The sequence below is a fragment of the Streptomyces flaveolus genome (assembly GCF_014648815.1).
Classification (GTDB): domain Bacteria; phylum Actinomycetota; class Actinomycetes; order Streptomycetales; family Streptomycetaceae; genus Streptomyces; species Streptomyces flaveolus.
On sequence record NZ_BMRV01000006.1, the window covers coordinates 25,114 to 50,080 of the forward strand.

At 73.6% G+C, this 24,967-nt stretch carries 22 protein-coding genes; 11 read left to right on the forward strand and 11 right to left on the reverse strand.

The annotated features are described in order from the left end of the window. Positions 1 to 149: 149 nt before the first annotated feature. The gene (locus IEZ05_RS15905) at positions 150 to 3,449 is read left to right on the forward strand and encodes a S8 family serine peptidase (RefSeq protein ID WP_189230765.1); all 3,300 of its coding nucleotides are present in this window, start codon (positions 150 to 152) and stop codon (positions 3,447 to 3,449) included. Positions 3,450 to 3,514: 65 nt separating this feature from the next. Here the strand turns inward: IEZ05_RS15905 and IEZ05_RS15910 are convergent, their stop codons facing one another. Both IEZ05_RS15910 and IEZ05_RS15915 read right to left on the reverse strand, forming a co-directional pair. After that, complete coding sequence (locus tag IEZ05_RS15910) at positions 3,515 to 4,243, reverse strand: hypothetical protein (protein ID WP_189230766.1); 729 nt, start codon at positions 4,241 to 4,243, stop codon at positions 3,515 to 3,517. A gap of 1 nt (position 4,244) precedes the next feature. Continuing rightward, positions 4,245 to 4,781, reverse strand: coding sequence for a sigma-70 family RNA polymerase sigma factor (locus tag IEZ05_RS15915; protein WP_189230767.1), 537 nt, complete (start codon positions 4,779 to 4,781; stop codon positions 4,245 to 4,247). Between the two features lie 105 nt (positions 4,782 to 4,886). Between IEZ05_RS15915 and IEZ05_RS15920 the strand changes: the two genes are divergently transcribed. After that, positions 4,887 to 7,157: a TerD family protein gene (locus IEZ05_RS15920; RefSeq protein WP_229869728.1), complete on the forward strand. Its 2,271-nt coding sequence runs from the start codon at positions 4,887 to 4,889 to the stop codon at positions 7,155 to 7,157. A gap of 118 nt (positions 7,158 to 7,275) precedes the next feature. After that, on the forward strand, positions 7,276 to 8,292 hold the full coding sequence (locus IEZ05_RS15925) for an aspartate-semialdehyde dehydrogenase (protein WP_189230769.1): 1,017 nt from the start codon (positions 7,276 to 7,278) through the stop codon (positions 8,290 to 8,292). On the opposite strand, the gene IEZ05_RS15930 is transcribed toward IEZ05_RS15925, so the two are convergent. After that, positions 8,289 to 8,765, reverse strand: a complete 477-nt coding sequence (locus IEZ05_RS15930; protein WP_189230770.1) for a DUF1203 domain-containing protein — start codon at positions 8,763 to 8,765, stop codon at positions 8,289 to 8,291. The genes IEZ05_RS15925 and IEZ05_RS15930 overlap by 4 nt on opposite strands. 112 nt (positions 8,766 to 8,877) lie before the next feature. On the opposite strand from IEZ05_RS15930, the gene pepN reads away from it, so the two are divergent. Next, positions 8,878 to 11,451, forward strand: a complete 2,574-nt coding sequence (gene pepN / locus IEZ05_RS15935) for an aminopeptidase N (protein WP_189230771.1) — start codon at positions 8,878 to 8,880, stop codon at positions 11,449 to 11,451. A 50-nt stretch (positions 11,452 to 11,501) separates the two neighbouring features. On the opposite strand, the gene IEZ05_RS15940 is transcribed toward pepN, so the two are convergent. After that, on the reverse strand, positions 11,502 to 11,855 hold the full coding sequence (locus IEZ05_RS15940; protein WP_189230772.1) for a MerR family transcriptional regulator: 354 nt from the start codon (positions 11,853 to 11,855) through the stop codon (positions 11,502 to 11,504). Positions 11,856 to 11,918: 63 nt separating this feature from the next. Here IEZ05_RS15940 and IEZ05_RS15945 point away from each other — a divergent pair, with 63 nt between their 5' ends. Then, positions 11,919 to 12,245 (forward strand): putative quinol monooxygenase, encoded by a 327-nt coding sequence (locus IEZ05_RS15945; protein WP_189230773.1) that lies wholly within the window; start codon positions 11,919 to 11,921, stop codon positions 12,243 to 12,245. Here the strand turns inward: IEZ05_RS15945 and IEZ05_RS15950 are convergent. From IEZ05_RS15950 to IEZ05_RS15960, 3 genes are read right to left on the reverse strand one after another with little or no spacing between them, the layout of a single operon-like run. After that, entirely contained in the window at positions 12,221 to 13,153 is a 933-nt protein-coding gene (locus tag IEZ05_RS15950) for a LysR family transcriptional regulator (protein ID WP_189230774.1), read from the reverse strand. The two genes, IEZ05_RS15945 and IEZ05_RS15950, sit on opposite strands and share 25 nt — an antisense overlap. Before the next feature lie 29 nt (positions 13,154 to 13,182). Continuing rightward, positions 13,183 to 14,112 (reverse strand): DMT family transporter, encoded by a 930-nt coding sequence (locus IEZ05_RS15955; protein ID WP_229869729.1) that lies wholly within the window; start codon positions 14,110 to 14,112, stop codon positions 13,183 to 13,185. Positions 14,113 to 14,144: 32 nt separating this feature from the next. Further along, positions 14,145 to 15,095, reverse strand: a complete 951-nt coding sequence (locus tag IEZ05_RS15960; protein ID WP_189230775.1) for an EamA family transporter — start codon at positions 15,093 to 15,095, stop codon at positions 14,145 to 14,147. 156 nt (positions 15,096 to 15,251) lie between these two features. Here IEZ05_RS15960 and IEZ05_RS15965 point away from each other — a divergent pair, with 156 nt between their 5' ends. Further along, on the forward strand, positions 15,252 to 15,773 hold the full coding sequence (locus IEZ05_RS15965) for a MarR family winged helix-turn-helix transcriptional regulator (RefSeq protein ID WP_189230776.1): 522 nt from the start codon (positions 15,252 to 15,254) through the stop codon (positions 15,771 to 15,773). A 109-nt stretch (positions 15,774 to 15,882) separates the two neighbouring features. Here IEZ05_RS15965 and IEZ05_RS15970 read toward each other — a convergent pair whose 3' ends face one another. The 3 genes from IEZ05_RS15970 to IEZ05_RS15980 form a co-directional block, all read right to left on the reverse strand. After that, positions 15,883 to 16,158, reverse strand: a complete 276-nt coding sequence (locus IEZ05_RS15970) for a hypothetical protein (RefSeq protein WP_189230777.1) — start codon at positions 16,156 to 16,158, stop codon at positions 15,883 to 15,885. Between the two features lie 70 nt (positions 16,159 to 16,228). After that, entirely contained in the window at positions 16,229 to 18,331 is a 2,103-nt protein-coding gene (gene malQ / locus IEZ05_RS15975; RefSeq protein ID WP_189230778.1) for a 4-alpha-glucanotransferase, read from the reverse strand. Next, positions 18,332 to 18,646 carry a hypothetical protein gene (locus IEZ05_RS15980; protein WP_189230779.1) on the reverse strand — a complete coding sequence of 105 codons (315 nt, stop codon included), beginning with the start codon at positions 18,644 to 18,646 and terminating at the stop codon, positions 18,332 to 18,334. A gap of 224 nt (positions 18,647 to 18,870) precedes the next feature. On the opposite strand from IEZ05_RS15980, the gene IEZ05_RS15985 reads away from it, so the two are divergent. From IEZ05_RS15985 to IEZ05_RS15995, 3 genes are read left to right on the forward strand one after another with little or no spacing between them, the layout of a single operon-like run. Next, on the forward strand, positions 18,871 to 19,404 hold the full coding sequence (locus IEZ05_RS15985; protein ID WP_189230780.1) for a PadR family transcriptional regulator: 534 nt from the start codon (positions 18,871 to 18,873) through the stop codon (positions 19,402 to 19,404). Then, on the forward strand, positions 19,401 to 20,096 hold the full coding sequence (locus IEZ05_RS15990; protein ID WP_189230781.1) for an ABC transporter ATP-binding protein: 696 nt from the start codon (positions 19,401 to 19,403) through the stop codon (positions 20,094 to 20,096). The genes IEZ05_RS15985 and IEZ05_RS15990 overlap by 4 nt, the downstream gene beginning before the upstream one ends. Then, on the forward strand, positions 20,093 to 21,460 hold the full coding sequence (locus IEZ05_RS15995) for an FtsX-like permease family protein (RefSeq protein WP_229869730.1): 1,368 nt from the start codon (positions 20,093 to 20,095) through the stop codon (positions 21,458 to 21,460). The genes IEZ05_RS15990 and IEZ05_RS15995 overlap by 4 nt, the downstream gene beginning before the upstream one ends. 75 nt (positions 21,461 to 21,535) lie before the next feature. On the opposite strand, the gene IEZ05_RS16000 is transcribed toward IEZ05_RS15995, so the two are convergent. Beyond that, on the reverse strand, positions 21,536 to 22,072 hold the full coding sequence (locus IEZ05_RS16000) for an HNH endonuclease (RefSeq protein WP_189230782.1): 537 nt from the start codon (positions 22,070 to 22,072) through the stop codon (positions 21,536 to 21,538). 334 nt (positions 22,073 to 22,406) lie between these two features. On the opposite strand from IEZ05_RS16000, the gene IEZ05_RS16005 reads away from it, so the two are divergent. After that, positions 22,407 to 23,507 carry a mechanosensitive ion channel family protein gene (locus IEZ05_RS16005; protein WP_189230783.1) on the forward strand — a complete coding sequence of 367 codons (1,101 nt, stop codon included), beginning with the start codon at positions 22,407 to 22,409 and terminating at the stop codon, positions 23,505 to 23,507. Positions 23,508 to 23,737: 230 nt separating this feature from the next. Further along, complete coding sequence (locus tag IEZ05_RS16010; protein WP_189230784.1) at positions 23,738 to 24,949, forward strand: ROK family transcriptional regulator; 1,212 nt, start codon at positions 23,738 to 23,740, stop codon at positions 24,947 to 24,949. Positions 24,950 to 24,967: the final 18 nt, after the last annotated feature.

Below are 24,967 nucleotides of genomic sequence, written 5' to 3' on the forward strand. Positions count from 1 at the left end.
TGCCTCCCAGACGTCACGGACAACTCTCCCCAAACAGCGAACCCTTGCGTAAAGCTGAGCGGTCGTCCGGGATCGCATTCCGGACTGCTTCGGCCAGGACCGAACGGCCCCGGTCGTACACGCTCGTTCCTTCACTCCAAGGGATGCCGATGACCCACACCCCCCAGCGCGAACCGATACCGGGCGCGAGACGCGCGGCCCGCATAGCCGTGGCCGCGGGTCTCGTCGCCGCGCTCTCCGCGGCCGGGCCGATACCCCTGGCCTTCGCGGCCGACGGTCCGGGCACCGGGGCCGTGCTGCCGGCCGACGTCTCCGTCAAGTCCGCGCACGACAAGCTCGGTTCGGACGACGCGGACCGGCTCGCCGAGGCGAAGGCCGACGGCACGAAGAACGTCACGATGATGGTCGCCACCGCGCCCGGCCAGACCGAGCGGGTCGCCGAGGAACTGGACGCCGTCGGCGGCGGCGCCGTGGGCCGGACCGACGACAAGCTCGGCTACGTCCGCGCCACCGTCCCCACCGCCAGGGCGGACTCGGCCATCGCCGCCGCCGCGAAGCTCTCCTCCGTGCACGGCATCGACCTGCGCGACGAGATCCCGCTGGACGACCCGACGCCGAGCGCGGACACGGCCGCCGGCGCCTCGCAGCAGGGCCGCGCCTACCCGGCGCCCGGCCGGAACACGCCCGCCGAGAACCCGTACAACCCGTCCTTCGAGACGGGCGCCGTCGACTTCGTGAAGAAGAACCCGAAGGCGGACGGCCGCGGCGTCACCATCGGCATCCTCGACTCCGGCGTGGACCTCGGCCACCCGGCGCTGCAGAAGACCACCACCGGGGAGCGCAAGATCGTCGACTGGGTCACCGCGACCGACCCGGTCGTCGACGGGGACGCCACCTGGCGGCGCATGGACACCCCGGTCGCCGGCCCCGCCTTCACCTACGACGGCCGGAGCTGGACGGCGCCCGCCGGCTCGTACCGGGTCAACGTCTTCCGCGAGTCCGTCACCGCCGGCGGGGACGCCAAGGGCGACGCGAACCGGGACGGCGACACCACCGACTCCTGGGGCGTCCTGTACGACGCGCAGGCCGGCACGGTCCGCGTCGACCTGAACAACAACCACGACTTCACCGACGACACCCCGATGAAGCCGTACAAGGACGGCTTCCAGGTCGGGTACTTCGGCACCGACGACCCGAAGACGGACGTCGCCGAGCGTCAGCCGTTCGTGGTCGAGATCCGCAAGGACGTCGTCGTCGACGGGTCCGGCACCAAGGCCGACTTCGTCAACATCGGCGTCATCGAGTCCGAGCACGGCACGCACGTGGCCGGCCTCACCGCCGCCCACGGCCTGTTCGGCGGGAAGATGAACGGCGCGGCTCCGGGCGCGAAGATCGTCTCCTCGCGGGCCTGCTCCTGGTCCGGCGGCTGCACCAACGTCGCGCTCACCGAGGGCATGATCGACCTCGTCGTGAACCGCGGCGTCGACATCGTCAACATGTCCATCGGCGGGCTCCCGGCGCTGAACGACGGCAACAACGCGCGCGCCGAGCTCTACACGCGCCTCATCGACACCTACGGCGTCCAGCTGGTGATCTCCGCGGGCAACTCCGGCCCCGGCGCCAACACCATCGGCGACCCGGGCCTGGCCGACAAGGTCATCTCGGTGGGCGCCTCCATCTCCCGCGAGACCTGGGCCGCCAACTACGGCTCCGCGGTGGAGACGAAGTACGCGATGATGCCGTTCTCCTCGCGCGGCCCGCGTGAGGACGGCGGGTTCACGCCGACGCTCACCGCGCCCGGCGCCGCGATCAACACCATCCAGACCTGGATGCCCGGCGCCCCCGTCCCGGAGGCGGGCTACCAGCTCCCGGCCGGCTACGGCATGCTCCAGGGCACCTCGATGGCCTCCCCGCAGGCCGCCGGCGCCGCCGCGCTGCTGCTGTCCGCCGCCGAGCGCCAGGGCATCGACCTCACCCCGGCGAAGCTGCGCACCGCGCTGACCTCCACCGCCGACCACATCCAGGGCGTGCAGGCGTACGAGGAGGGCGCGGGCCTGGTCAACGTGCCCGACGCCTGGCGTGCGATCGAGCGCGGCGCCACCGCGCACGACTACGCGGTCAAGGCGCCGGTCGACACCGCGATCGACCAGTTCCTGAAGACCCCGGGTCACGGCACCGGCCTGTACGACCGCGAGGGCGGCCTGAAGGCGGGCCAGAAGAAGACGTACGAGATCACGCTGACCCGTACGTCCGGCGCCGACCGGGCACTCCGGCACGAGCTGCACTTCGAGAACAACGCCGGGCGCACCTTCCGGATCGTCGGCTCCGACGAGGTGAAGCTGCCGCTGAACAAGCCGGTGACCGTCAAGGTCGAGGCGCGGCCGGGCTCCGCGGGGCTCAAGAGCGCGATCCTCGAGGTCGACGACCCGCGCACCGAGGGCATCGACAAGCAGGTCCTGACCACGGTCGTGGTCTCCGCGCCGCTGAAGTACACCTTCTCCGCGAAGAACTCCGTGCAGCGCAACAGCACCCAGTCGTACTTCGTGACCGTCCCCGAGGGCGCGAAGACGCTCGAGGTGGCGATCGGCGGGCTGGAGGACAAGAGCCAGACCCGGTTCATCGCCATCCACCCGTACGGCGTCGCCGTCGACAACACGTCCACGCCGTACTGCTACAACAACTACCTCGACGGCAACGGCTGCCGGCCCGACGTGCGCGCGTACGCCGACCCGCAGCCCGGCGTCTGGGAGGTGGAGGTCGAGTCGCGGCGCACCTCGCCGCTGCTGGACAACCCGTACACGCTGGACGTCAGCATCCTCGGCGCCGTCTTCGACCCGGAGGTCGTGACCGTGCCCGAGGCCAAGGCGGGCACCCCGGCGACCGCCTCCTGGACGGTGACGAACCAGTACGCCCCCCTCGAGGGCAAGCTGGTCGGCGGCCCGCTCGGCTCGGCCGGGACGTCCCGCCCGACGATCAAGCAGGGCGAGACGAGGACGACCACGGTCGAGGTGCCCGAGGGCGCCACGTCGCTCGACGTCGCCATCGGGGGCGTCTCCGACGCGGCCTCCGACCTGGACCTGACGGTCTACGACAAGGACGGCAAGGTCGCCGGCCAGTCCGCCGACGGCGACTCGGAGGAGTCGGTGTCGATCCCGGCCCCGGCCGCCGGTACGTACACCGTGAAGGTCGCGGGCTACTCGGTGCCGTCCGGCACCACCGAGTACGACTACCGGGACGTGTACTTCGCCGCGTCCCTCGGCTCGGTCACCGTGGACGGCTCGGCGCCGGTGAAGCTCGGCACGGGCGACTCGGCGACGGTCTCCGGCAGCGCGACGGCGCTGGCCGCCGGGCCGGAGGACCGTGAGTTCTTCGGCCGGGTCCAGCTGGTGAACGCGCGCGGCACGGTCGCGGGCCTCGGCAGCGTACGGATCGGCAACGTCGTGCCGTAGTCCGGTACGCAGGTCGTGAGGGGGCGGGCGCTCTGTGGGGCGCCCGCCCCTTTGCCGTCCGCAGCTCAGTCGCAGGTGAGGGTGCGGGACTCGGGCAGGGAGGCCGTGATCAGGGCGCGGGCGGCGGCGATGTCCTGTGCGCCGGTGATCACGGCGTCCGGGGCGGGCAGGTCCCGCGGGATGCCGACCAGCACCTGGTCGCCGGGGGTGAGCCGGGCGGTGGTGTCGTCCAGCACGAAGGTGCTCCGTCCGGTGCCCTCCCGCGGTGTGTACGTGCGGGTCACCCGGAGCGTGATCCGGTGCCGCGCGGCCCCCGGCACGGGTTCGGCGCCGGTCACCGTGCCCTCGGCGACCAGACGGGCGCAGGCGAGGTAGCGCGGCGTACCGAAGCCCGCGCCGGTCTTCCCCCCGGGGGCCGGGCCGTCCTGCCCGGCGACCGAGGCGGCGCTGTCGGCCGCCGCGTCGTCGCCGCCCGGGCCCTGCACCACCAGCCATCCGAGACCGGCGACCATCACACCCGCGCAGGCCACGGCGAGCGTGCCCAGCGCGAGGCGCAGCGAACGGCGCCGGGGGCGCGGGCGGGGCACGGGTGCGGGCCGGGCGGCTTCCGGTTCCGGGGCCGGTTCGCCCAGGACGCGCCCGAGGATCCCCAACTGCTCCCGCAGCAGCGCCACGTCGGCCGTCGCCGAGCGGTACGCGTCGTGGGCGTCCGCGCCGGAGCCGGGCGGCAGCGGCTCGCCCGTGATCGCCGCCATCAGCGCGTCGTGCCCACCGGGGTGCTGTTCGGCGGCCATCTCACACCACCTCGTCCTCGTGCAGGCGGGCCCGCAGCGCCCGTACCGCCGTGTGCAGCCGGCTCTTGACCGTGCCCTCGGGGAGGCCGAGCTCCTCGGCGATGGCGCGCACGGGCAGGTCGGCGTAGAAGCGCAGGACCACGACCTGCCGCTGGGTGTCGGGGAGCCCGTCCAGGCCCTGGGCGACGGCGAGGGACAGGACGCTGGTGTCCTCCCCCGACGGCTGGTCGGACTGCCGCAGCGCCGCCAGGCGCTCACCGAGCCGGTCCTGCCGGCTCCGGGCCCGGTGCCAGTCCATGGCCAGGTTGGAGGCGACGACCGCCGCCCACGCGGACACGTCCCGCGGCGCCTCGTGTCCCCGCGCCGCCCGTTCCAGCAGCCGCAGGCGGACCTGCTGCACCCCGTCCGGCAGGTCCGCCTGCGGCACGCCGCCCAGCGCGAGCACCGCCCGCACCCGGCGTTCCTGGGCCGCGTCCAGGGGATCGTCGCGCACGGCGTCCCCCTGACCGCGGCGGCCCCTTCCGCGCAGCACAGCCACCCCTCCCCTCGCGGCGTTTCCCCTAGGACGCCGGTCCGCGGCGGAACGTTCGCTTCCGTACAAAGATCTTTTCTTCACACCGTCTTCACTGTCACGATGTGCCCCATGACGCACATCACCAAGGGCGCCAACGCCCCTGTCCCCGCCGTGCCGTTGCGGGTCGCCGTGGGCCGCAGCCGGGTGCCGGGGGTACCCGCCGTGGAGGCCGCCGCCCTGCTGCTCGACGCGACCGGATCGGTGCGCGGCGACGCGGACATCGTCTTCCACGGCCAGCCCGCGCATCCGTCCGGCACCGTGCGCCACATGGGCACCGGTGAGGGCGGCGGGCAGCTCGCCGAGTGGCTGGAGCTGGACCTGCCGCGGATCGAGCCGGCCGTCCAGCGGGTGCTGATCGCCGGGTCCTGCGACGACGGGGTGTTCGGGCAGGTCCCCGGCCTGTACGCGCAGGTGGTGGCGCCCGACGGCGCGGTGGTGGCGCACTACGACGTGACGGACGCGTCCAGCGAGACGGCCTTCGTGCTCGGGGAGTTCTACCGGCGCGACGGGGCGTGGAAGTTCCGCGCGGTGGGCCAGGGCTACGACTCGGGGCTGGCGGGGCTGGCGACGGACTTCGGGGTGGTGGTCGCCGGGTCCGCGGCGGCCCCGGTCGCACAGGCGGCCCCGCCGCCGGCGCCGGCCGCTGCCGCGCCGGGGTCCGGGCCCGTGCCGCTGACGGGTGTGGGCAAGACGGGGGTGGCGCCCGCGGGGGGCGCCGCGTCCGCGGGGCCCGCGCCCACCGTGGTGCAGCCCGCGGGGCCCGCGTCCCCGGCGTTCGCCCCACCCGCCTCCACCCCGCCCGCCTTCACGCCGGTGGCCGTACCCGGCCCGGCCCCCGTCCCGGCCGTACCCGCGGCAACCGCCCCGGCACCCGCCGCCGCCCCGTACGACGTCACCGTCCTGGCCGACGACGACACCCCCTCCTGGGGCGGTGAGCCCTTCGAGTTCGAGCCACGCACCTTCACCGGGGACAAGGCCAGGACGATCACCGTGGACCTGCCGTTCCCGCCCGACTCGGGGCCGGTGATCCTCGAGGCGAAGGTCCGGGACTACGACTTCCTCCACGTCCAGATCCCCGGCCGCGAGGACGACGTCTTCTGCGACGACCTGCCGGACCGCCACAGCCGCGCCCTGCTCGTGCCACCGCGCAAGGGCGGCCCGCTGAAACTGAAGGTGCGCCACGACGGGAAGTGGGAGCTGACCGTCCTGCCCCTGTCGGCGGCCCGCCGGCTCGGCGCCGGAACCTTCGAGGGCAGCGGCCGCGAGGTCTTCCTCCACACGGGCCCCGCCGCCGAGGTGAAGGTGCGGGCGACGGACCGCCACAACGGCTGGTTCCAGCTCAACTACCACGCGGGCGACAGCCTCGACGAGCTGAGGCGTCCCGCCGAGGAGCTGGTCCACGCCTGGAACGGCCGCCGGGTCAAGGAGACCGTCCGGATACCCGAGGGCCCCCTCCTGCTCGTGATCGACAAGAGCCGGCACCAGTGGGAACTCACCGTCGAGCCGGAGAAGACCCGCGGCCGGTCCGGGCGGCGGGCGGCCGGCGTGTACGAGGGCAAGGGCGACAAGAAGATCACCCTGGTCAGCCCCCGCCCCGGCCGGCCGGCGCTGGTGCGGTACGAGTTCAGGGACGCCGAGCACAGCTACGGCGTCGAGGCCCGCTCCGTGGACGAGTACGGCGACGAGACCGAGTGGGTGAACACCCACGCCCACGGCCTCCGCGGCACCGCGCTGACCTTCGGCGCGGGCGCGTCCGAGAGGACCGTGCAGGTCAAGCACTCCGGACCGTGGAGCTTCGAGCTGCTGCCCGAGGAGCAGGCGCCGCTGATCACCGGCCCGGTGGAGGGCAGGGGCACCACCGCGCTGCGCTACCAGGGCCCGCCGACGCTGATGACCGTCCGGCGCACCTCCCGCAAGAAGGAGGGGAGGCTGACGGCGCACGCCTGGAACCATCCGTACGGGAAGTCGACGATCATCGCCGACGTCAGCGACCGGCACCGGCCCGCCCTCGGTCCGGTCTGGGTCGATCCGGGCGGCACCTGCTTCATCCTGATCGGCTGCCCGGAGTCCACGAAGTGGCGGCTGGAGCCCGCCGCCTTCACCGACGCGCCCCTGCTGGGCGCGCGGACCCAGGGCACCGCGTATGGAGTCGTACGTCACACCGGGCCCGACACCGAGGTCTCCATCGTCTCCACGGGCGGCATCCAGCACCTCTACCAGCTCGACGAAAATCTGTTCCCGCGCCGGAAAGTCACCGCAACTTCCGGTCCGCACCACATCTCGGAAGGGATTCTCCACGTGCGGGCCATCGGCGACTGGGTGATCGAAAGGCGGAGCTGAGAGGGTTGCCCGTCCGTCCCTCGGGCAAACGATTGGACACACCGACCGGGAATCCCCGCATGATGGAAGGGCCCCGCCCGCCCGGCCGGGTGCACGCACGTCACCAGAAGGAGTCACCGTGAGGGTCGGAATCGTCGGAGCCACCGGTCAGGTCGGCACGGTCATGCGCAGGATCCTCACGGAGCGCGACTTCCCGGTCACGGAGCTGCGCCTGTTCGCCTCGGCCCGCAGCGCCGGCAAGGAGCTCGACGGCGTGACGGTGGAGGACGCGGCCACCGCCGACTACTCCGGGCTGGACATCGTGCTCTTCTCCGCGGGCGGCGCCACCTCCAAGGCGCTGGCCGAGAAGGTCGCCTCCCAGGGCCCGGTCGTGATCGACAACTCCTCCGCCTGGCGCCGTGACCCCGAGGTGCCCCTCGTGGTCTCCGAGGTGAACCCGCACGCGATCGCCGACCGCCCCAAGGGCATCATCGCCAACCCGAACTGCACCACGATGGCCGCGATGCCCGTGCTGCGTCCGCTGCACGCGGAGGCGGGCCTCGAGGCGCTGGTCGTCGCCACCTACCAGGCGGTGTCCGGTTCCGGCCTGGCCGGCGTGGACGAGCTGTTCGAGCAGATCAAGAAGGTCGGCGACGACGCCCCGAAGCTCACCCACGACGGGTCGGCGGCCGAGTTCCCGAAGCCGGACAAGTACGTGGCGCCGATCGCGTACAACGTGCTGCCGCTGGCCGGGTCGATCGTCGACGACGGTCTGCACGAGACGGACGAGGAGCAGAAGCTCCGCAACGAGTCCCGCAAGATCCTGGAGATCCCGGAGCTGAAGGTCTCCGGCACCTGCGTGCGCGTGCCCGTCTTCAGCGGCCACTCCCTTCAGATCAACGCCCGCTTCGCCCGCCCGATCAGCGTCGAGCGCGCCAAGGAGCTGCTGGCCGGCGCCCCCGGCGTGGCGCTGACCGAGGTGCCGACCCCGCTCCAGGCCGCCGGCCAGGACCCGTCGTACGTGGGCCGCATCCGTCAGGACGAGACCGTCGAGAACGGCCTCGCCCTGTTCGTCTCCAACGACAACCTGCGCAAGGGCGCCGCCCTGAACGCGGTGCAGATCGCGGAGCTGGTGGCGGCGGAGCTGAAGGGCTAGCCCCGCCCGACCTCGTAGAGGAAGCAGCCGTACTCGACGGCCCGGACGTGGACGAACGCCACGGCCGGGTCGTCGAACGCTTCCCGGAGGGCGGGTGCGAAGGCGCCCGGCTCCTCGACCAGCCGCCCGCCCAGGATGTTCCCGTCGGCGGAGTAGCGGCGGAGGGTGCGGTGCGAGTTGGTGAAGGGGAGGCGGTCCGTCTCCGGTCCCGCGCACTCCTCGGCGTGGACGAAGACCGGCCCCTGCTCGTCGTACGGGCCCGGGTCGGCGCCCGTCGCCGCCGCCCAGCGGCGCAGCGGGGCGTAGGAGACCAGGGCGATGCGTTCGCCGGGGCGGCTGTGGCGCAGGCAGCAGCGCAGGGGCGTGTCGCCCTCGTGGTCGGTCACGGGGACGGGGGCGCGGCCCGCGTCGTCGGCCGTGCGCAGTTCCTTCAGGACGTCCGGTGCGATGGGTCGTACGGTGTGGCTGCTCATGAGACCAGGCTCGCGCGCGGACGGACCGGCGACCGGCGGGAAACGGACATCGCGTTCCGTGCGGGTGCCGTGGAAGGATGGCGCAACCCACACATAACGAGGAGATGACCGCGTGCCTGGCACAAACCTGACTCGCGAAGAGGCGCAGCAGCGGGCGAAGCTGCTGACCGTTGACTCGTACGAGATCGATCTCGATCTCACCGGCGCGCAGGAGGGCGGCACCTACCGGTCCGTGACCACGGTGCGCTTCGACGTCGCGGAGACCGGCGCCGAGTCCTTCATCGACCTGGTCGCGCCGGCCGTCCACGAGGTGACCCTCAACGGCGACACGCTCGATCCGGCCGAGGTGTTCCAGGACTCCCGCATCGCCCTGCCGGGCCTGCTGGAGGGCCGCAACGTCCTGCGCGTGGTCGCCGACTGCGCGTACACCAACACCGGTGAGGGCCTGCACCGGTTCGTCGACCCGGTCGACGACCAGGCGTACCTCTACACCCAGTTCGAGGTCCCGGACGCGCGCCGGGTCTTCGCGAGCTTCGAGCAGCCGGACCTGAAGGCGACCTTCCAGTTCACCGTGAAGGCGCCCGAGGGCTGGACGGTCATCTCCAACTCGCCGACGCCCGAGCCGAAGGACAACGTCTGGTCCTTCGAGCCGACTCCGCGCATCTCGTCGTACATCACGGCGCTGATCGTCGGCCCGTACCACTCGGTGCACAGCGTCTACGAGAAGGACGGCCAGTCGGTTCCGCTCGGCATCTACTGCCGGCCCTCGCTGGCCGAGCACCTCGACGCGGACGCCATCTTCGAGGTGACCCGGCAGGGCTTCGACTGGTTCCAGGAGAAGTTCGACTACCCGTACCCGTTCAAGAAGTACGACCAGCTGTTCGTGCCCGAGTTCAACGCGGGCGCGATGGAGAACGCGGGCGCGGTGACCATCCGCGACCAGTACGTGTTCCGTTCCAAGGTGACGGACGCCGCGTACGAGGTGCGGGCGGCGACGATCCTGCACGAGCTGGCGCACATGTGGTTCGGCGACCTGGTCACCATGGAGTGGTGGAACGACCTGTGGCTGAACGAGTCGTTCGCCACCTTCGCCGAGGCCGCCTGCCAGGCCGACGCGCCCGGCTCGAAGTGGCCGCACTCGTGGACGACGTTCGCGAACTCCATGAAGACCTGGGCGTACCGGCAGGACCAGCTGCCGTCCACGCACCCGATCATGGCGGACATCAGCGACCTGGACGACGTGCTCGTCAACTTCGACGGCATCACGTACGCCAAGGGCGCGAGCGTGCTGAAGCAGCTCGTCGCGTACGTCGGTGAGGACGCGTTCTTCCGGGGCGTGCAGGCGTACTTCAAGCGGCACGCGTTCGGCAACACGCGCCTGTCCGACCTGCTGGGCGCGCTGGAGGAGACCTCCGGCCGCGACCTGAAGACCTGGTCGAAGGCGTGGCTGGAGACGGCCGGCATCAACGTGCTGCGCCCGGAGATCGAGACGGACGCCGAGGGCGTCATCACCTCCTTCGCGGTCCGCCAGGAGGCCCCGGCGCTCCCGGCCGGCGCCAAGGGCGAGCCGACCCTGCGCCCCCACCGCATCGCGATCGGCGCCTACGACCTCGACGCGAGCGGCAAGCTGGTGCGCGGCGACCGGGTCGAGCTGGACGTCGACGGCGAACTGACGGCCGTACCGCAGCTGGTGGGCAAGCCCCGCCCGGCGGTGGTGCTCCTGAACGACGACGACCTGTCGTACGCCAAGGTCCGTCTGGACGAGCAGTCCCTGGCCGTGGTCACCGAGCACCTGGGCGACTTCACCGAGTCGCTGCCGCGCGCCCTGTGCTGGGCGTCGGCGTGGGACATGACCCGGGACGCGGAGCTGGCGACCCGCGACTACCTGTCGCTGGTGCTGTCGGGCATCGGCAAGGAGTCCGACATCGGCGTCGTGCAGTCGCTGCACCGCCAGGTGAAGCTGGCCATCGACCAGTACGCCGACCCAGCCGCCCGCGAGACGCTGCTCACCCGCTGGACCGAGGCGACGCTGGCCCACCTGCGCGCCGCCGAGGCGGGCAGCGACCACCAGCTGGCGTGGGCGCGGGCGTTCGCGGCGACGGCGAGGACGCCGGAACAGCTCGACCTGCTGGACGCGCTGCTGGACGGTACGCAGACGATCGAGGGCCTGGCCGTCGACACCGAGCTGCGCTGGGCGTTCGTACAGCGGCTGGCGGCCGTGGGCCGGTTCGGCGGTTCGGAGATCCAGAGCGAGTACGAGCGGGACAAGACCGCCGCCGGTGAGCGCCACGCCGCCACCGCGCGGGCCGCCCGCCCGACCGAGCAGGCCAAGGCGGAGGCCTGGGAGTCGGTCGTGGAGTCCGACAAGCTGCCGAACGCCGTGCAGGAGGCGGTCATCGCCGGCTTCGTCCAGACCGACCAGCGCGAGCTGCTGGCGCCGTACACGGAGCGGTACTTCGAGGCGCTGAAGGGCGTCTGGGAGTCCCGTTCGCACGAGATGGCCCAGCAGATCGCGATCGGCCTGTACCCGGCGGTGCAGGTGTCCCAGGAGACCCTGGACCGCACGGACGCCTGGCTGGCCTCCGCGGAGCCGAACGCGGCCCTGCGCCGGCTGGTCTCGGAGTCCCGCTCGGGCGTGGAACGCGCCCTGAAGGCCCAGGCGGCGGACGCCGCGGCGGCCGAGTAGGCGGAACGAACAGGGGGGCGTCCGGTGCCGCACCGGGCGCCCCCTGCGCGTCAGGCCGCCGCGCGTACGGAGGCGTCCAGCAGCTCGCCGAGCGCCGCGCGGGCCTGCTGCAGGTGGGCGATCCGCGTGTCCAGGTCGGCCAGTCGCTCCCGCAGCAGGTCCTGGACGCAGACGTCGACCTCGGGGCCGTCGCCCAGGACGCACGGGACGAGTTCGCGGATGACCCGCGTCGGGAGCCCGGCGGCCAACAGGGTACGGATGCGCGCCACCTCGGTGACGGCCTCGGCCGGGTACCGGCGGTGGCCTCCCGCGTCACGCCGCGGAGCGAGCAGCTCCTGCTCCTCGTAGTAGCGCAGCAGACGGACGCTCACCCCGGTCGCCCGTGCCAGTTCGCCGATCCTCATGTGCCCCACCTCACACTCGACGGCCTTGAACCTCACATCGATGAGAGATCCTACGGTCGGCCCATGACCACCTCACCGCGAACGCCCCTGTCCCTCTACGGCTTCCTGCGCCCCAGGCCGGAACGCGCCGACGAGGTCAGACGGATCCTCACCTCCTTCGTCGAGCCCACCCGGCACGAGGAAGGCAACCTCCAGTACCACCTGCACGAGCACGACGACGGCCGGTTCTTCCTCTACGAGGTCTGGCGCTCCCAGGCCGACCTGGACCGGCACAACGCCCTCCCGGCCCTGCGGGCGTTCCTGGACCGCCTGCCGGAGTACCTGGAGGGCGAGGTGGAGGGGTACTTCGACACCATGCTGAGCGCCTATCCGGCGGCCGACGGCACCTGAGGTCCGCCGGGGCGGAGCGCGGCGGCCGTCCGCAGCGCGTCCAGCACCCGGCCCACCGCCGTCCTCTCCTCCGCGCCCCTGCGCACCGCCGCGACGACGTGCCGGACCGGGCGGTCCGCGTGCAGTTCACGCATCACCACGCCGTCCCGGGGCACCGCCGCCATCCGCGGCACCAGCGCCACGCCCATGCCCGCCTCCACCATCGCGAGGATCGCCGTCCAGCCGGCCGCCGTGTGCGCCTGGTGCGGGCGGAAGCCGGCCGTCTCGCAGGCGGCCCGGGTGATGTCCGACCAGGGTCCGCTGCCGCCGAAGATCCACGGCTCGGCGGCGAGGTCGGCCATCCGCGGCCCGTCCGCGCCGGCCAGCGGATGGTCGCGGGGCAGGGCGACGTCCAGCGGGTCGGCGAGCAGCGGCACGCGGGTGAAGCGGGGGTCGCCGGCGGTGGGCGCCTGGGCCGCCAGGGACAGGGCGAGGTCCACGTCCCGCGCGGCCAGCAGCTCGTACGCCTCCTGCGCCTCGGCCTCCCGCACCCGCACCGTGATGCCGGGGTGCGTCGCCCGCAGCGCGGTCACGGCCGGGACGACGAGGGCGGGCACGGCGGTGGAGAAGGCGCCGACCCGCACCTCACCGGCCTCCCCGTGCAGGTAGGCCGCCAGGTCGGCGTCCGCGCGCTCCAGTTGCTCGAAGACCGCCTCGGCGTGCCGCAGGACGAGCCGGGCCGCGTCCGTCAGCCGGACCCGCCTGCCGTGGGCCCGGAGCAGTTCCACCCCGAGCTGCCGGGAGAGGTTCGTCAGCTGCTGGGACACGGCCGACGGCGTCATGTGCAGCGCCTCGGCCGTCGCGGTCACCGTGCCCCGTTCCCGCAGCGTCCGCAGGATCTGCAGCTTGCGGATGTCCCAGTCGGCCATGGCGGCAACCTATCCGCGGGCGGCCCCGGTCACCGACGCGCCCCCGCGCCGAGCACGACCCCGCCGAGGATCAGCGCCATGCACCCGGCCTGCGCCCAGCCGGTCGGCTCGGCCAGCAGCAGCCAGGACAGCAGGGCGACGCACACCGGCTGGAGGTAGTAGACGACGCCCGCGCGGGTCGGGCCGATCAGGGAGATCGCCTTGTTCCAGGCGAAGAAGGCCACGGCCGAGGAGGCGACGCCGACGTAGAGGAGAGGCAGGACCGTGCCGGTCGTCGGGGTGAAGCCGCCCTGGACGGCGAGGCTGACGCCCTGCGCGGGCAGCAGCAGGACGGTGCCGGCCAGGAAGGTGGTGAACAGGAACGCGGCGCCGTCGAGACCGGCGGGCCGGCGGCGCAGCAGCGCACTGTAGGAGCCGAAGGAGCAGGCGGCGGCGATCATCCACAGGTCACCGGCCGAGAACGACGCCCCGCCGCCGACGAGCAGCAGCACTCCCGTGCAGGCGATGAGGAGGCCGGCGATCCGGCGGGCGCCGAGCCGGACGCCGCCCGCGCGCTCGAAGACGGCCATCAGCACCGGCGAGGCGGCCATGATCATGCCCATGTTGGCGGCGGGGGTGGTGACTCCGGCCTGGTTGACGAGCGTGTTGTAGACGGTCACGCCGAGCAGGGAGGCGAGGAGCACGAAGCCGAGGTGGCGGCGGATCAGCTCGCGCTGCCGCCAGGCCCGCCTGGCGCCGAAGGGGGCGACGACGGCGAGGGCCACCACCCAGCGCCAGAAGGCGTGCTGGACGGGCGGGACGCTGTCGCCGAGGGCCCGGGAGGTGACGAAGCTGCCGGACCAGACGAGGGTCGCGAGGACGGCGAGCGCGAGGCCGAGGGCGACGGGAGTCGTCGTCCTCGGCCGGGCGGTGGGGGTGTCGGCGGGGTGGGTGGTGGTGCGGCGGTCGGCGACGGCCACGAAGGTCCTTTCCAGTCGGAGGCCCGGTGCCGCTACCGTCGCAGGGCCGGTCCCGTCAGGTCCATCGAATCCTTTCGACCGTTCCTTGAAGGAGAACTGAAAGGTTTGCGCTGTTGCCTGACCCGCTTGCCCGGCGTGAGCTGCCCCGCGACGGTCGCGCCGAACGCCAGCGCCATGCCCGCCGTCTGAACGGCCGTCAGCGTCTGCCCCAGGGCCGCCCAGCCGACCACGGCGGCGGTCAGCGGGGAGAGCGGGCCGAGGAAGGTGACCTGGGTGGCGGAGAGCCGGCCGATGCCACGGAACCAGAGCCAGTACGCCACCGCGGTGTTCGCCAGCGCGAGGTAGAGGTAGCCGCCGATCGCCGGGCCGTCCAGCGCGGGCGGGGCGCCTTCGACCAGGAAGGCGAGCGGTGCGATGAGCAGGCCGCCCGCGGTCAGCTGCCAGCCGGTGAGGGCGAGCGGGCCGACGCCGTCGGGGCGCCCCCACCGCTTGGTGAGGACGGTGCCGGTCGACATCGACGCGGTGGAGGCGAGGGCCGCCAGCGCGCCGAGCGGGTCCAGCGCCCCGGCCGCCTTCAGCACGACCAGGCTGACGCCGAACGCGGCGACGAGGCCGGTGAGCACGGACCGGGCGGTGGGCCGCTGGCCCAGCATCAGCGCCGAGAGCCCGACGACGAAGAGCGGACCGACCGAGCCGACGACGGCGGCCATGCCGCCCGGCAGCCGGTAGGCGGACAGGAACAGCAACGGGAAGAAGGCCCCGATGTTCAGCGCGCCCAGTACCGCCGCCTTGCCCCACCAGGCGCCGCGCGGCAGCACCCGGGCGAGGGCGAGCAGCAGCAGGCCGGCGGGCAGGGCGCGCATCAGCCCGGTGAACAGGGGGCGGTCGGGCGGCAGGAACTCGGTGGTGACGGCGTAGGTGGTGCCCCAGGAGACGGGGGCGAGGGCGGTGAGCGCGATGAGGGCGGGGCGGCCGGTTGCCATGAGGGCACCCTTCGGGGCGACGAAGTAGCTCGGCGGAAGCAGCTTGACGGGGATAGCTCGGCGGGAAGCAGCTCGGTTGAATGTAGCTTAGCGCTAAGCAAGTGTCCGTCAAGCCACTTTCTTGCGGCTGACCGGACGGCCGTCGATACTCGTGCCATGACTGAAAGCCCCCGGCCTCGGCCCCAGGAGCACGAGGATCCCGTCGACGCGATCATCGACCAGTGGGCGGCGGTGCGGCCGGACCTGGACACGACCGCCATGGAGGTGTTCGGCCGCGTTTTCCGGCTCTCGCGCGCGATGGGCGACCGGATGGAGAAGGCGTACACGCCCTACGGGATCTCCCGGGGCGAGTTCGACGTGCTGGCCACGCTGCGCCGCTCGGGCGAGCCCTACGCCCTCTCCCCCCGGCAGCTCTCGGCCACGCTGATGCTCACCACCGGCGGCATGACCGGCCGCCTCGACAAGCTCGAACGGGCCGGGCTGCTGCGCCGCTCCCCCGACCCGCACGACCGCCGGGGACTGCGGGTCACGCTCACCGAGAAGGGGCTGGAGCTGATCGACGAGGCGGTCGGGGCCGGTCTCGCCGTCCAGACCGAGGCACTGTCCGCCCTCGGCGCCGACCGGGCCGGCCAGCTGGCCGGCCTGCTGCGCGAACTCCTCGCCGGCACCGAGAAGTAGCGGGCGGCGCCCCCGCGGAAAACCGCGAGGGCGCCGGCCCCGTCGTACGTACGGCTGATGCGCGTACGTACGGCGGGGCCGGCGCCCTCGGTGGAGCGGTGGTGGGCCGTCAGGCCTTGGCGTTGGCCCTGGTCTTCACGTTGCGGCTGGTCACGCGGTGCTTCTCCTGGGACCTGTCCAGGACCATGACCAGACCCGCGATGACCACGAACAGCGCGATCGGGAGCAGGACGTAGAGGCCCAGCGTCTCGATGACGCTCAGGCCCGTGCCGGGGTCGTCGCCGTCGTCGCGGGTCAGCGCGAGCGCGGGGGACGACATGAGCAGCATCATCAGCGTCGTACCGGCTGCCAGGGCGCCGGCGCGCAGGGCGTTCTTCTTGTCCACGGTGCAAAGTTAGCGAACGGCCGAACGGGGCGCGCGCCCGGGGTGCCGTACGGGGACCCGGGCGGCCCGTTCAGCGCGCGGAACGATCCCGCATCACCTCGATCAGGGCGTGCAGGCGCGATGCGGCGGCCAGTTCCTCCAGGGTCACCGGGCGGCCCCGGTCGTCGGCGACGGGCAGCCGCCAGTTGGGGTACTGGTCCCAGGTGCCGGGGAGGTTCTGCGGGCGGCGGTCGCCGACGGCGTCGGGGAGCCAGAGGCCGACCATGCGGGCGGGGGTGCGCATCAGGAAGCGGTGGACGGCCTGGATCTCGGCCTCCTCGGAGGAGGTGTCGGTGCCGCCGCCGGTGCCGTGCAGCAGGCCGAGGCGGGCGAGCAGGTCCAGCCACTCCGCGGCGTCCGTCGCCGCCTCGGCCCGCTCCTGCTCCAGCGGACGGGTGAGCAGGCCGAGCCGGTCGCGGAGTTCGACGTGTTCGCCGGTGAGCCGGGCGGCGGTGGACGGCAGGTCGTGGGTGGTGGCGGTGGCCAGGCAGTCGGCGCGCCACTGTTCGGGGGGCAGGGGCCGGCCGTCGCCCGCCCAGTCCCGTTCGAACCAGAGCACCGAGGTGCCGAGCACCCCGCGTTCGCGCAGGGCCTCACGCACGCCCGGTTCCACGGTGCCGAGGTCCTCGCCGATGACGACGGCGCCGGCCCGGGTGGCCTCCAGAACGAGGACGGCGAGCATGGCCTCGGCGTCGTAGCGGACGTAGGTGCCCTCGGTGGGCGGGTGGCCCTCGGGGACCCACCAGAGCCGGAAGAGGCCCATGACGTGGTCGATCCGCAGGGCTCCCGCGTACCGGAACAGGCCGCGCAGCAGGTTCCGGAAGGGTGCGTACCCGGAGCCGGCGAGGCGGTCGGGGCGCCACGGCGGCAGGCCCCAGTCCTGGCCGCGGGCGTTGAAGGCGTCGGGCGGTGCGCCGACCGACATGCCGGCGGCGAAGTACTCCTGCTGGGCCCAGGCGTCGGCGCCCTGGGGGTGCACGCCCACCGCCAGGTCGTGGACGATGCCGACCGGCATGCCGGCCTCGCGGGCGGTGTGCTGGGCGGCGGTGAGCTGGGTGTCGGTGAGCCAGGCGAGGCGCGAGTGGAAGTCGACACGGTCCATCAGCTCGCCGCGGGCACGGGCGGTCTCGGCCGAGCGCGGGTCCCGCAGCCCTTCGGGCCACCGGCGCCAGTCGGAGCCGTGCACCTCGGCGAGCGCGCACCAGGTGGCGTGGTCCTCCAGGGCCGTGCCCTGTTCGGCGAGGTAGTCGCAGTAGGCGGCGCGGCGGCCGGGTCCGAGGGGGACCTCGCGGAGCAGGTCCAGCGCGTCGCGCTTCAGCTCCCACACGGCGTCCCGGTCGATGAGGGCGCCCTTCTCCAGTACGGCCTCCCGCAGCCGCCCGGCCCGCTCCTGGAGGGCGCGCACGCGGTCGGGGCCGGGGACGTACGCGAACTCGGGCACGGCCTCGATCCGCAGGTGGACGGGGTCGGGGAAGCGCCGGGAGGAGGGCCGGTAGGGCGAGGGGTCCGTGGGGGCGCCGGGCACGGCCGCGTGCAACGGGTTGACCTGCACGAATCCGGCGCCGAGGGCGCGTCCGGCCCAGGCGGCCAGTTCGCCGAGGTCGCCCAGGTCGCCCATGCCCCAGGAGCGGCGGGACAGGAGGGAGTAGAGCTGGACGAGGAGCCCGTAGGAGCGTCCGGCCGGGGTGGGCAGCCGGTCGGGGGCGACGATCAGGTGGGCTCGGGAGGTCCGGCCGTCGGGCGCGGTGGCGGTCAGGCGGTGGTACCCGGCGGGGAGCTGCCCGGCGTCGGCGCGGATCTCGCCCTGCTCGGTCTCGACGCGCAGGGCGGTGCCCTCGGGCAGCGCGGCGAGGGCGGCCGGGGTGCCGCCGCCGGTGCGGGCGACCACGGTGGGCGGCAGCAGGCGCTCGCGCAGTTCGTCCTCGCGGGCGGCGAGGGCGGCGCGCACCGCTTCGGGTCCGCGGGTGTCGACGCCGAGGGCGGCCAGGGCGAGCGCGACGGCGGTGGCCGAAGCCGCGACGGTGCGGTCCGGGGACGGGCTGTAGGAGGTGGCGACGCCGTGCAGTGCGGCGAGCCGGGACAGGTCCTCGGGCAGGTCCTCGGTGGGGGGCTCGGCCGGCCGGGCAGCTGTCATCTATGACCTCTGAGACCTCGTGGGTTCCGGTACGGCGAAGGAGGGGCCGCCCTGCTCCGGCACGTCCGCCGTGAGCTCGGGGGAGGATTCGCTGGTCAGCGGCACGGCGTCGGCGAACGGCGACTCGCTGGTGAGGGGCTCGGCGTCGGGCAGCGGCGGTTCGCTGGTGAGCGGCGTCTCGGCGCAGCTGCCGGTCGCGCCGAAGACGCAGTAGTGCGGGGTGCCGGAGTCGGCGGAGGGCTCCGCCCAGGGGGTGGACGGCTCCGCCACGGGTTTGGAAGGGGCCGGGAGCAGCAGGGGCGCCGGTGCAGCCACGGAGATCTCCTTTGGGTCGAGCACGCTTCTGACGGGTTACGGCAGCCCTACCCAGTCGGCGCGCGGACAGACGCCCCGGGACGGACAACGTGTCCCTGGTCACATTCTGCCCCGGGGAGATGCCCCGGATACGGGCGAAAGACCCACTCCGGCCGTCCCTCGTTCGGGCGTGAGCCCCAGTCCACTATTCACTCAGTACATGTACGTGGTGAATACTGATCGCCATGAGCACCCGTCACATCCTGTTGGGGCTGCTCGCCTCGGGGCCGAGCCATGGCTACGACCTGAAGCGGCGGCACGACGAACGCTTCCCGCAAGCCCGACCGCTGGCCTACGGGCAGGTCTACACGACCCTGCAGCGCCTGGTCCGGGACGGCCTGGCGGAAGTGGACGGCACCGCCTCGGACGGCGGACCGGAACGGACCGCGTACCGCGTGACGGACGAGGGCGCGCGGGAACTGTCGCGCTGGGCGGCGGAGATCGCGCCGCCCGCCCCCTTCGTGACGAACGAGATCTTCGCCAAGCTCGTCGTCTCGATCCTCACCGGCGCCGACGCGGACGCCTATCTGCTGGCCCAGCGCGCCGCCCACATGCGGCGGATGCGGGAACTCACGGCGGTCAAGACCGCTCCGGGCACCGACCTGACGACCGTGCTCTCGGCCGACTACGCCCTCAACCACCTCGACGCCGACCTCCGATGGATGACCACCACGGCGGCCCGGCTCACCACTTTGACCGCGGAGGTCTGTGCGACATGACGAACGGGGAGACGAGGGGGCCGCTGCTCGCGGCCGCCGGACTGGCCAAGGCGCACGGCAGGACGCCGGCCCTGCGCGGTGCGGATCTCGAACTGCGGGCCGGTGAGATCCTCGCCGTCACCGGGACCAGCGGCAGCGGGAAGTCGACGCTGCTGCACTGCCTGGCCGGGATCGTCCGGCCGGACGCCGGCTCGGTCGTGTACGACGGGCAGCGGCTGGACCGGCTGCCGGAGAAGCGGCTGAGCGAGCTGCGGCGCACCGACTTCGGCGTGGTCTTCCAGTTCGGCCAGCTGATCCCGGAGCTGACGGCCCTGGACAACGTCGCGCTGCCGCTGATGCTGGCGGGTGCCGGCCGGGCCGAGGCGCGGGCGCGGGCCGGCGAGTGGCTGGAGCGGTTCGGGGCGAGCGGGCAGGCAGAGCTGCGGCCCGGCGCGATGAGCGGCGGTCAGGCACAGCGTACGGCGCTGGCGCGCGCGCTGGTCACCGGACCCAAGGTGGTCTTCGCGGACGAGCCGACCGGCGCGCTGGACTCCCTGGCGAGCGAGCAGCTGATGGCGGCGCTGGCGCACACGGCCCGGGAATCGGGCACGGCGGTGCTGCTCGTCACACACGACGCGCAGGTGGCGGCGTACGCGGACCGCGAGGTCCAGGTGCGGGACGGTGCCGTGGCGACGCTGGAGGTGCCGGCGTGAGCGCGTTCGGTTTCCCCCTGTTCACCGATGTCCGGCTGGCCCGGCAGCTGCTGCGCGGCTCCGAACGCCGGGAGTGGTGGCGGATCGCGCTCACGGGGGCGGGGGCGGCGCTCGCCACGGGCTTCGCGCTCGCGGCCGTCACCCTGGCGTCCGTCGAGGGTGTCTACACCGTCTCCGTCCTCCACGGCCTGCTGAGCGACCCCGGCACGCGGTCCGGGGTGATCGCCGGCCTGCTTCTGTTGCTGGTGCCCGTGCTGGCCTTCCTCGGGCAGTGCACCCGGATCGGCGCCGTGCACCGGGACCGGCGCCTCGCCGCTCTGCGGCTGGCCGGGGCGACGCCGTGGCAGGTGCGGCGGATCGCGGCCCTGGAGACCGGGCTGGCCTGTCTGGCGGGCTCGGCCGTCGCGACCACCGGCTCGGTGCTCGTACTGCTGCGCCTGTGGAGCGGGCCGAACGCGATGACCTGGGCGGGGATCGCGCTGGTGGCCGTCGGTGTGCCGGTGCTGGGCGCGGTGGCGGGCGCGCTGGCGCTGCGCCCGGTGGTGACGTCGCCGCTGGGCCGGCTGCGCCGGGTCCGGCCGGCCACGGGGCGCGGGCCGGGGCTGCTCTTCCTGGCCGCGCTGACGCTGTCGGCCGGGGTGGCGGCGTTCACCATCACCGGTGGTCACAGCTCCGCCAACCGGACGCGCTGGGAGACGCCGCTGACGGTGTTCTGCCTCGTCCTCGCGCTCGGGGCGGGCGCGGTGTGGCTGGCGGGGGCGACGTCCCGGGGCGTCGGGCGGCTGATCGCCGGGCGGGCCCGGAGCGCGGCGCCGCTGATCGCCGCGGAGCGGCTGCGCGACGACCCGTGGGCCCCGGCCCGCACGCACGCGGCCCTCCTGGTGGTGACGGTCGCCGCGACGGCCTTCCTGTGCATCCGGCACACGTTCCTCACCGAGCTGCGCTCCGACGAGCAGACCGGGGCCGACGTGGCGTACTACACCACCGGCCTGGACCTGACCGGCGCCGCGCTCCTCGTCGCCCTCGCGATCGCCCTCTCCGGCCTCGCCGTGGGCACCGCGGAGGCCCTGACCACCCGGCGCCGGACACTGGCCGCCCAGGTCGCCGCCGGCGTCCCGCGCACGGTTCTGAGCCGTGCCCTCCTCCTGGAGACCGCCCTTCCCCTCGCGCCCGCCCTGCTGCTGGCCGGCGCCGGGGGCATGGTCGTCGGCGCCTGGTACGCCACGCTCACCGGCACCGCCGGGCTGCCGTGGACGGCCCTCCTGGTCGCACCGGCGGTGTACGCGTCCTGCTTGCTGGCGGCGGCGACGGCCCTGCCCCTGCTGGGGCGCTCGGTGACTCCGGGAGAGCTGCGGTACGCGTGACGACGCCTCGACGGCCGGGGGCGCACGGGAGACTTTTGCCGAGTGGTCGGCCGGTCGCCCCGGGCCCCCGGTCCGTCAGGCCGAGATGCCGTCGATCCGGGCCAGCGCGTCGTCCGCTCCGTACGGCTGGAGGTAGGGCAGCCAGCGCGGGTCGCGGTGGCCCGTGCCGATGATGCGCCAGGCCAGGCCGGTGGGCGGGGCGGGTTTGTGGCGCAGGCGCCAGCCGATCTCGCCGAGGTGCCGGTCCGCCTTGACGTGGTTGCAGCGGCGGCAGGACGCCACCACGTTGTCCCACGCGTGCTGACCCCCGCGACTGCGCGGGACGACGTGGTCGACGCTGGTGGCCACCCCACCGCAGTACATGCACCGGCCTCCGTCGCGCGCGAAGAGCGCCCGCCTGGTGAGAGGAACGGGCCCCCGGTAGGGGACCCGCACGAATCGCTTGAGCCGGACCACGCTGGGTGCGGGGACGGTGACGGTCGCGCTGTGCAGAAAGGCGCCGGACTCCTCGAGGCACACGGCCTTGTTCTCGAGGACGAGGACGAGCGCGCGGCGGAGCGGTACGACGCCGAGTGGCTCGTACGACGCGTTGAGAACCAGGACATGCGGCACGGATGCCTCCTTGTACGCCGGCGGCGCGTGGCTCGCGCCGGGACGATCCGTAGTCAGTCTCCCCTCATGCCTGGTGGACGCGCCACCATGTCCCGGTAACGGGCTGGGAGTGTTTTCGACCACACCTGATGCATCCCCCGGAGCCTGACCAGTTCAAGCGCGGGTGAACACCGTCTCTCCTGTGGACTTCGCGCCGTTCCGCACATGGTGCCCCGTTAGTGTGGTTGTCCTGCCCGTCCGGTGACCTTTCCGTGACCTTGGACCAGACCCTTGGACCGCGGTCGCCCGGCCGCCCGCGCCGCGGGACGGGCCGCCGCACCTGGAGGTATCCGTCGTGTCCCTGTCCGCCGCCGTCCTGTCGGCCGCCGGTCCGTCCCCGTCACCGTCACCGTCGCCCTCCACGACGGCACCGGGGGTGCCCACGCTCCAGGACGCCCAGGAGCACGCGACGAACGCCGCCAGCTGGGTCGAGCAGAACTGGTCGACGTGGCTCGCCATCGGGCTTCGCGTGCTGCTGATCCTGGTCATCGCGACGGTGCTGCGAGCGGTGGTGCGGCGGGCGATCACCAAGCTGATAGACCGGATGAACCGCACCGCAGGGGCCGTGGACGGCACCGCGCTGGGCGGGCTCCTGGTGAACGCCGAGCGCCGCCGGCAGCGGTCGCAGGCCATCGGCTCGGTGCTGCGTTCGGTGGCCAGCTTCGTCATCCTGGGCACCGCGGCCCTGATGATCCTCGGCACCTTCCAGATCAACCTGGCCCCGCTGCTGGCCTCCGCCGGTGTCGCGGGCGTCGCGATCGGTTTCGGCGCCCGCAACCTGGTCACCGACTTCCTCTCCGGCGTCTTCATGATCCTGGAGGACCAGTACGGCGTCGGCGACACCGTCGACGCGGGCGTGGCCTCCGGCGAGGTCATCGAGGTCGGGCTGCGCGTGACCAAGCTGCGCGGCGCCGACGGCGAGATCTGGTACGTCCGCAACGGCGAGGTCAAGCGCATCGGCAACCTGTCCCAGGGCTGGTCGACGGCCGGCGTGGACGTGACGGTCCGCTCCGGCGAGGACCTGGACAAGGTGAAGGAGACCATCGACGGCGTCGCCGAGCGGATGAGCAAGGAGGAGCCCTGGAACGAGATGCTCTGGGGCCCGATCGAGGTGCTCGGCCTGGACAGCGTCCTGCTGGACTCCATGGTCGTGCGCGTCTCGGCGAAGACCATGCCCGGCAAGTCCCTCACCGTGGAGCGCGAGCTGCGCTGGCGCATCAAGCGGGCCTTCGACGCGGCCGACATCCCGATCGTCGGCGGCGCCACGGTCCCGGTGGACGGCACCGTCACCTCCGACCCGACGGCGGGCGTCGCGGCTCCGTCGGCCTACGCGAGCACGGTGTCGCCGCAGTCGATGGCCGCCTCCCCGATCACTCCGCCGAGCACCACCAAGTAGCCGGCCCCGCCCCTGCTCCCCGCCCCCGAGGTGACGACCGCGTCGCCTCGGGGGCGGACCTGTGCGCGGTCCGGCCGGGGCGATCCCTTGACGGCTCCTCCGGGCGGCCCTACGTTTCTCAGCCAACAGGAAAGTTTCCTAACAGTCCTTCGCAGTCCCGTACGGGCTCGGTGGACGTCTCCCCCGTCCCCCTGGAAAGCTGAGCGGCCGAGAGGCAGGTGTGGACACGCATGGCAGGTACCGCCGGCACGCCGGGCACCCCGCGCGTCCTGCGCGCCATGAACGACCGGGCCGCCCTGGACCTCCTCCTGGAGCACGGGCCGCTGTCCCGCACCCGGATCGGCAAGCTCACCGGCCTGTCCAAGCCGACCGCCTCCCAGTTGCTGGCCCGCCTGGAGGCGGCGGGGCTGGTGCTGGCCGGCGGCACCACGGAGGGACGGCCGGGCCCCGGCGCCCAGCTGTACGAGGTCAACCCGGCCGCCGGGTACGCCGCCGGGCTCGACGTCACCCCGGCCCGCGTCCTCGCCGCGGTCGCCGACCTCACCGGCCGCACGGTCGGCCGGTACGAACTGCCCACCCCGCACCGGCGCCCCGGCGTCCCCGTCGTCCAGCAGGTCACCGACGCGCTCGACGGCGCGGTGAAGGCCGCCGGGCTCGCCCGGGACGACGTCCGCCGCCTGGTCATCGGCACGCCGGGCGCCTTCGACCCGAACACCGGCCGGCTGCGCTACGCCGCCCATCTGCCCGGCTGGCACTCCCCCGGCCTGCTGGCGGAACTCGCCGCCGCCCTGCCGATGCCGGTCGAGTACGAGAACGACGTGAACCTCGCCGCGCTGGCCGAGCAGCGCCTGGGCGCGGCCCGGGGGCACGAGGACTTCGTACTGCTGTGGAACCAGGAGGGGCTCGGCGCCGCCCTGGTCCTCGGCGGCCGGCTGCACCGAGGCTGGACCGGCGGCGCCGGCGAGGTCGGCTTCCTGCCGGTGCCGGGCGCGCCGCTGGTGCGCCAGGTCACCCGGGCCAACAGCGGCGGCTTCCAGGAGCTGGCCGGTTCCCAGGCGGTGCCGCGGCTGGCCCGCGAACTGGGCGTCACCCCCGTGCCCGCCGGTCCGCATCCGGAGGCCGCCGCCGCCCTCCTCGCCCGGGCGGCCGGGGCCGGCGACGAGCCGCACCGCCGGCTGCTGCGGGCGTACGCGACCCGCCTGGCGACCGGTCTGGCCTCCCTGGTCTCCGTCCTCGACCCCGAACTGGTCGTCCTCAGCGGCACCTCGCTCACCGCCGGCGGCGAGGCGCTGTGCGACCTCGTGCGGGACGAGCTGGCGGAACTGGCCGCCTCCCGGCCACGGCTCGTCCTCGGCTCCGTCACCGCACACCCCGTACTGCGCGGCGCGCTGGAGAGCGCGCTCGCGACCACCCGCGACGAGGTCTTCGACACCTCGCGCTGACGCCCGCACCGTCCCGGC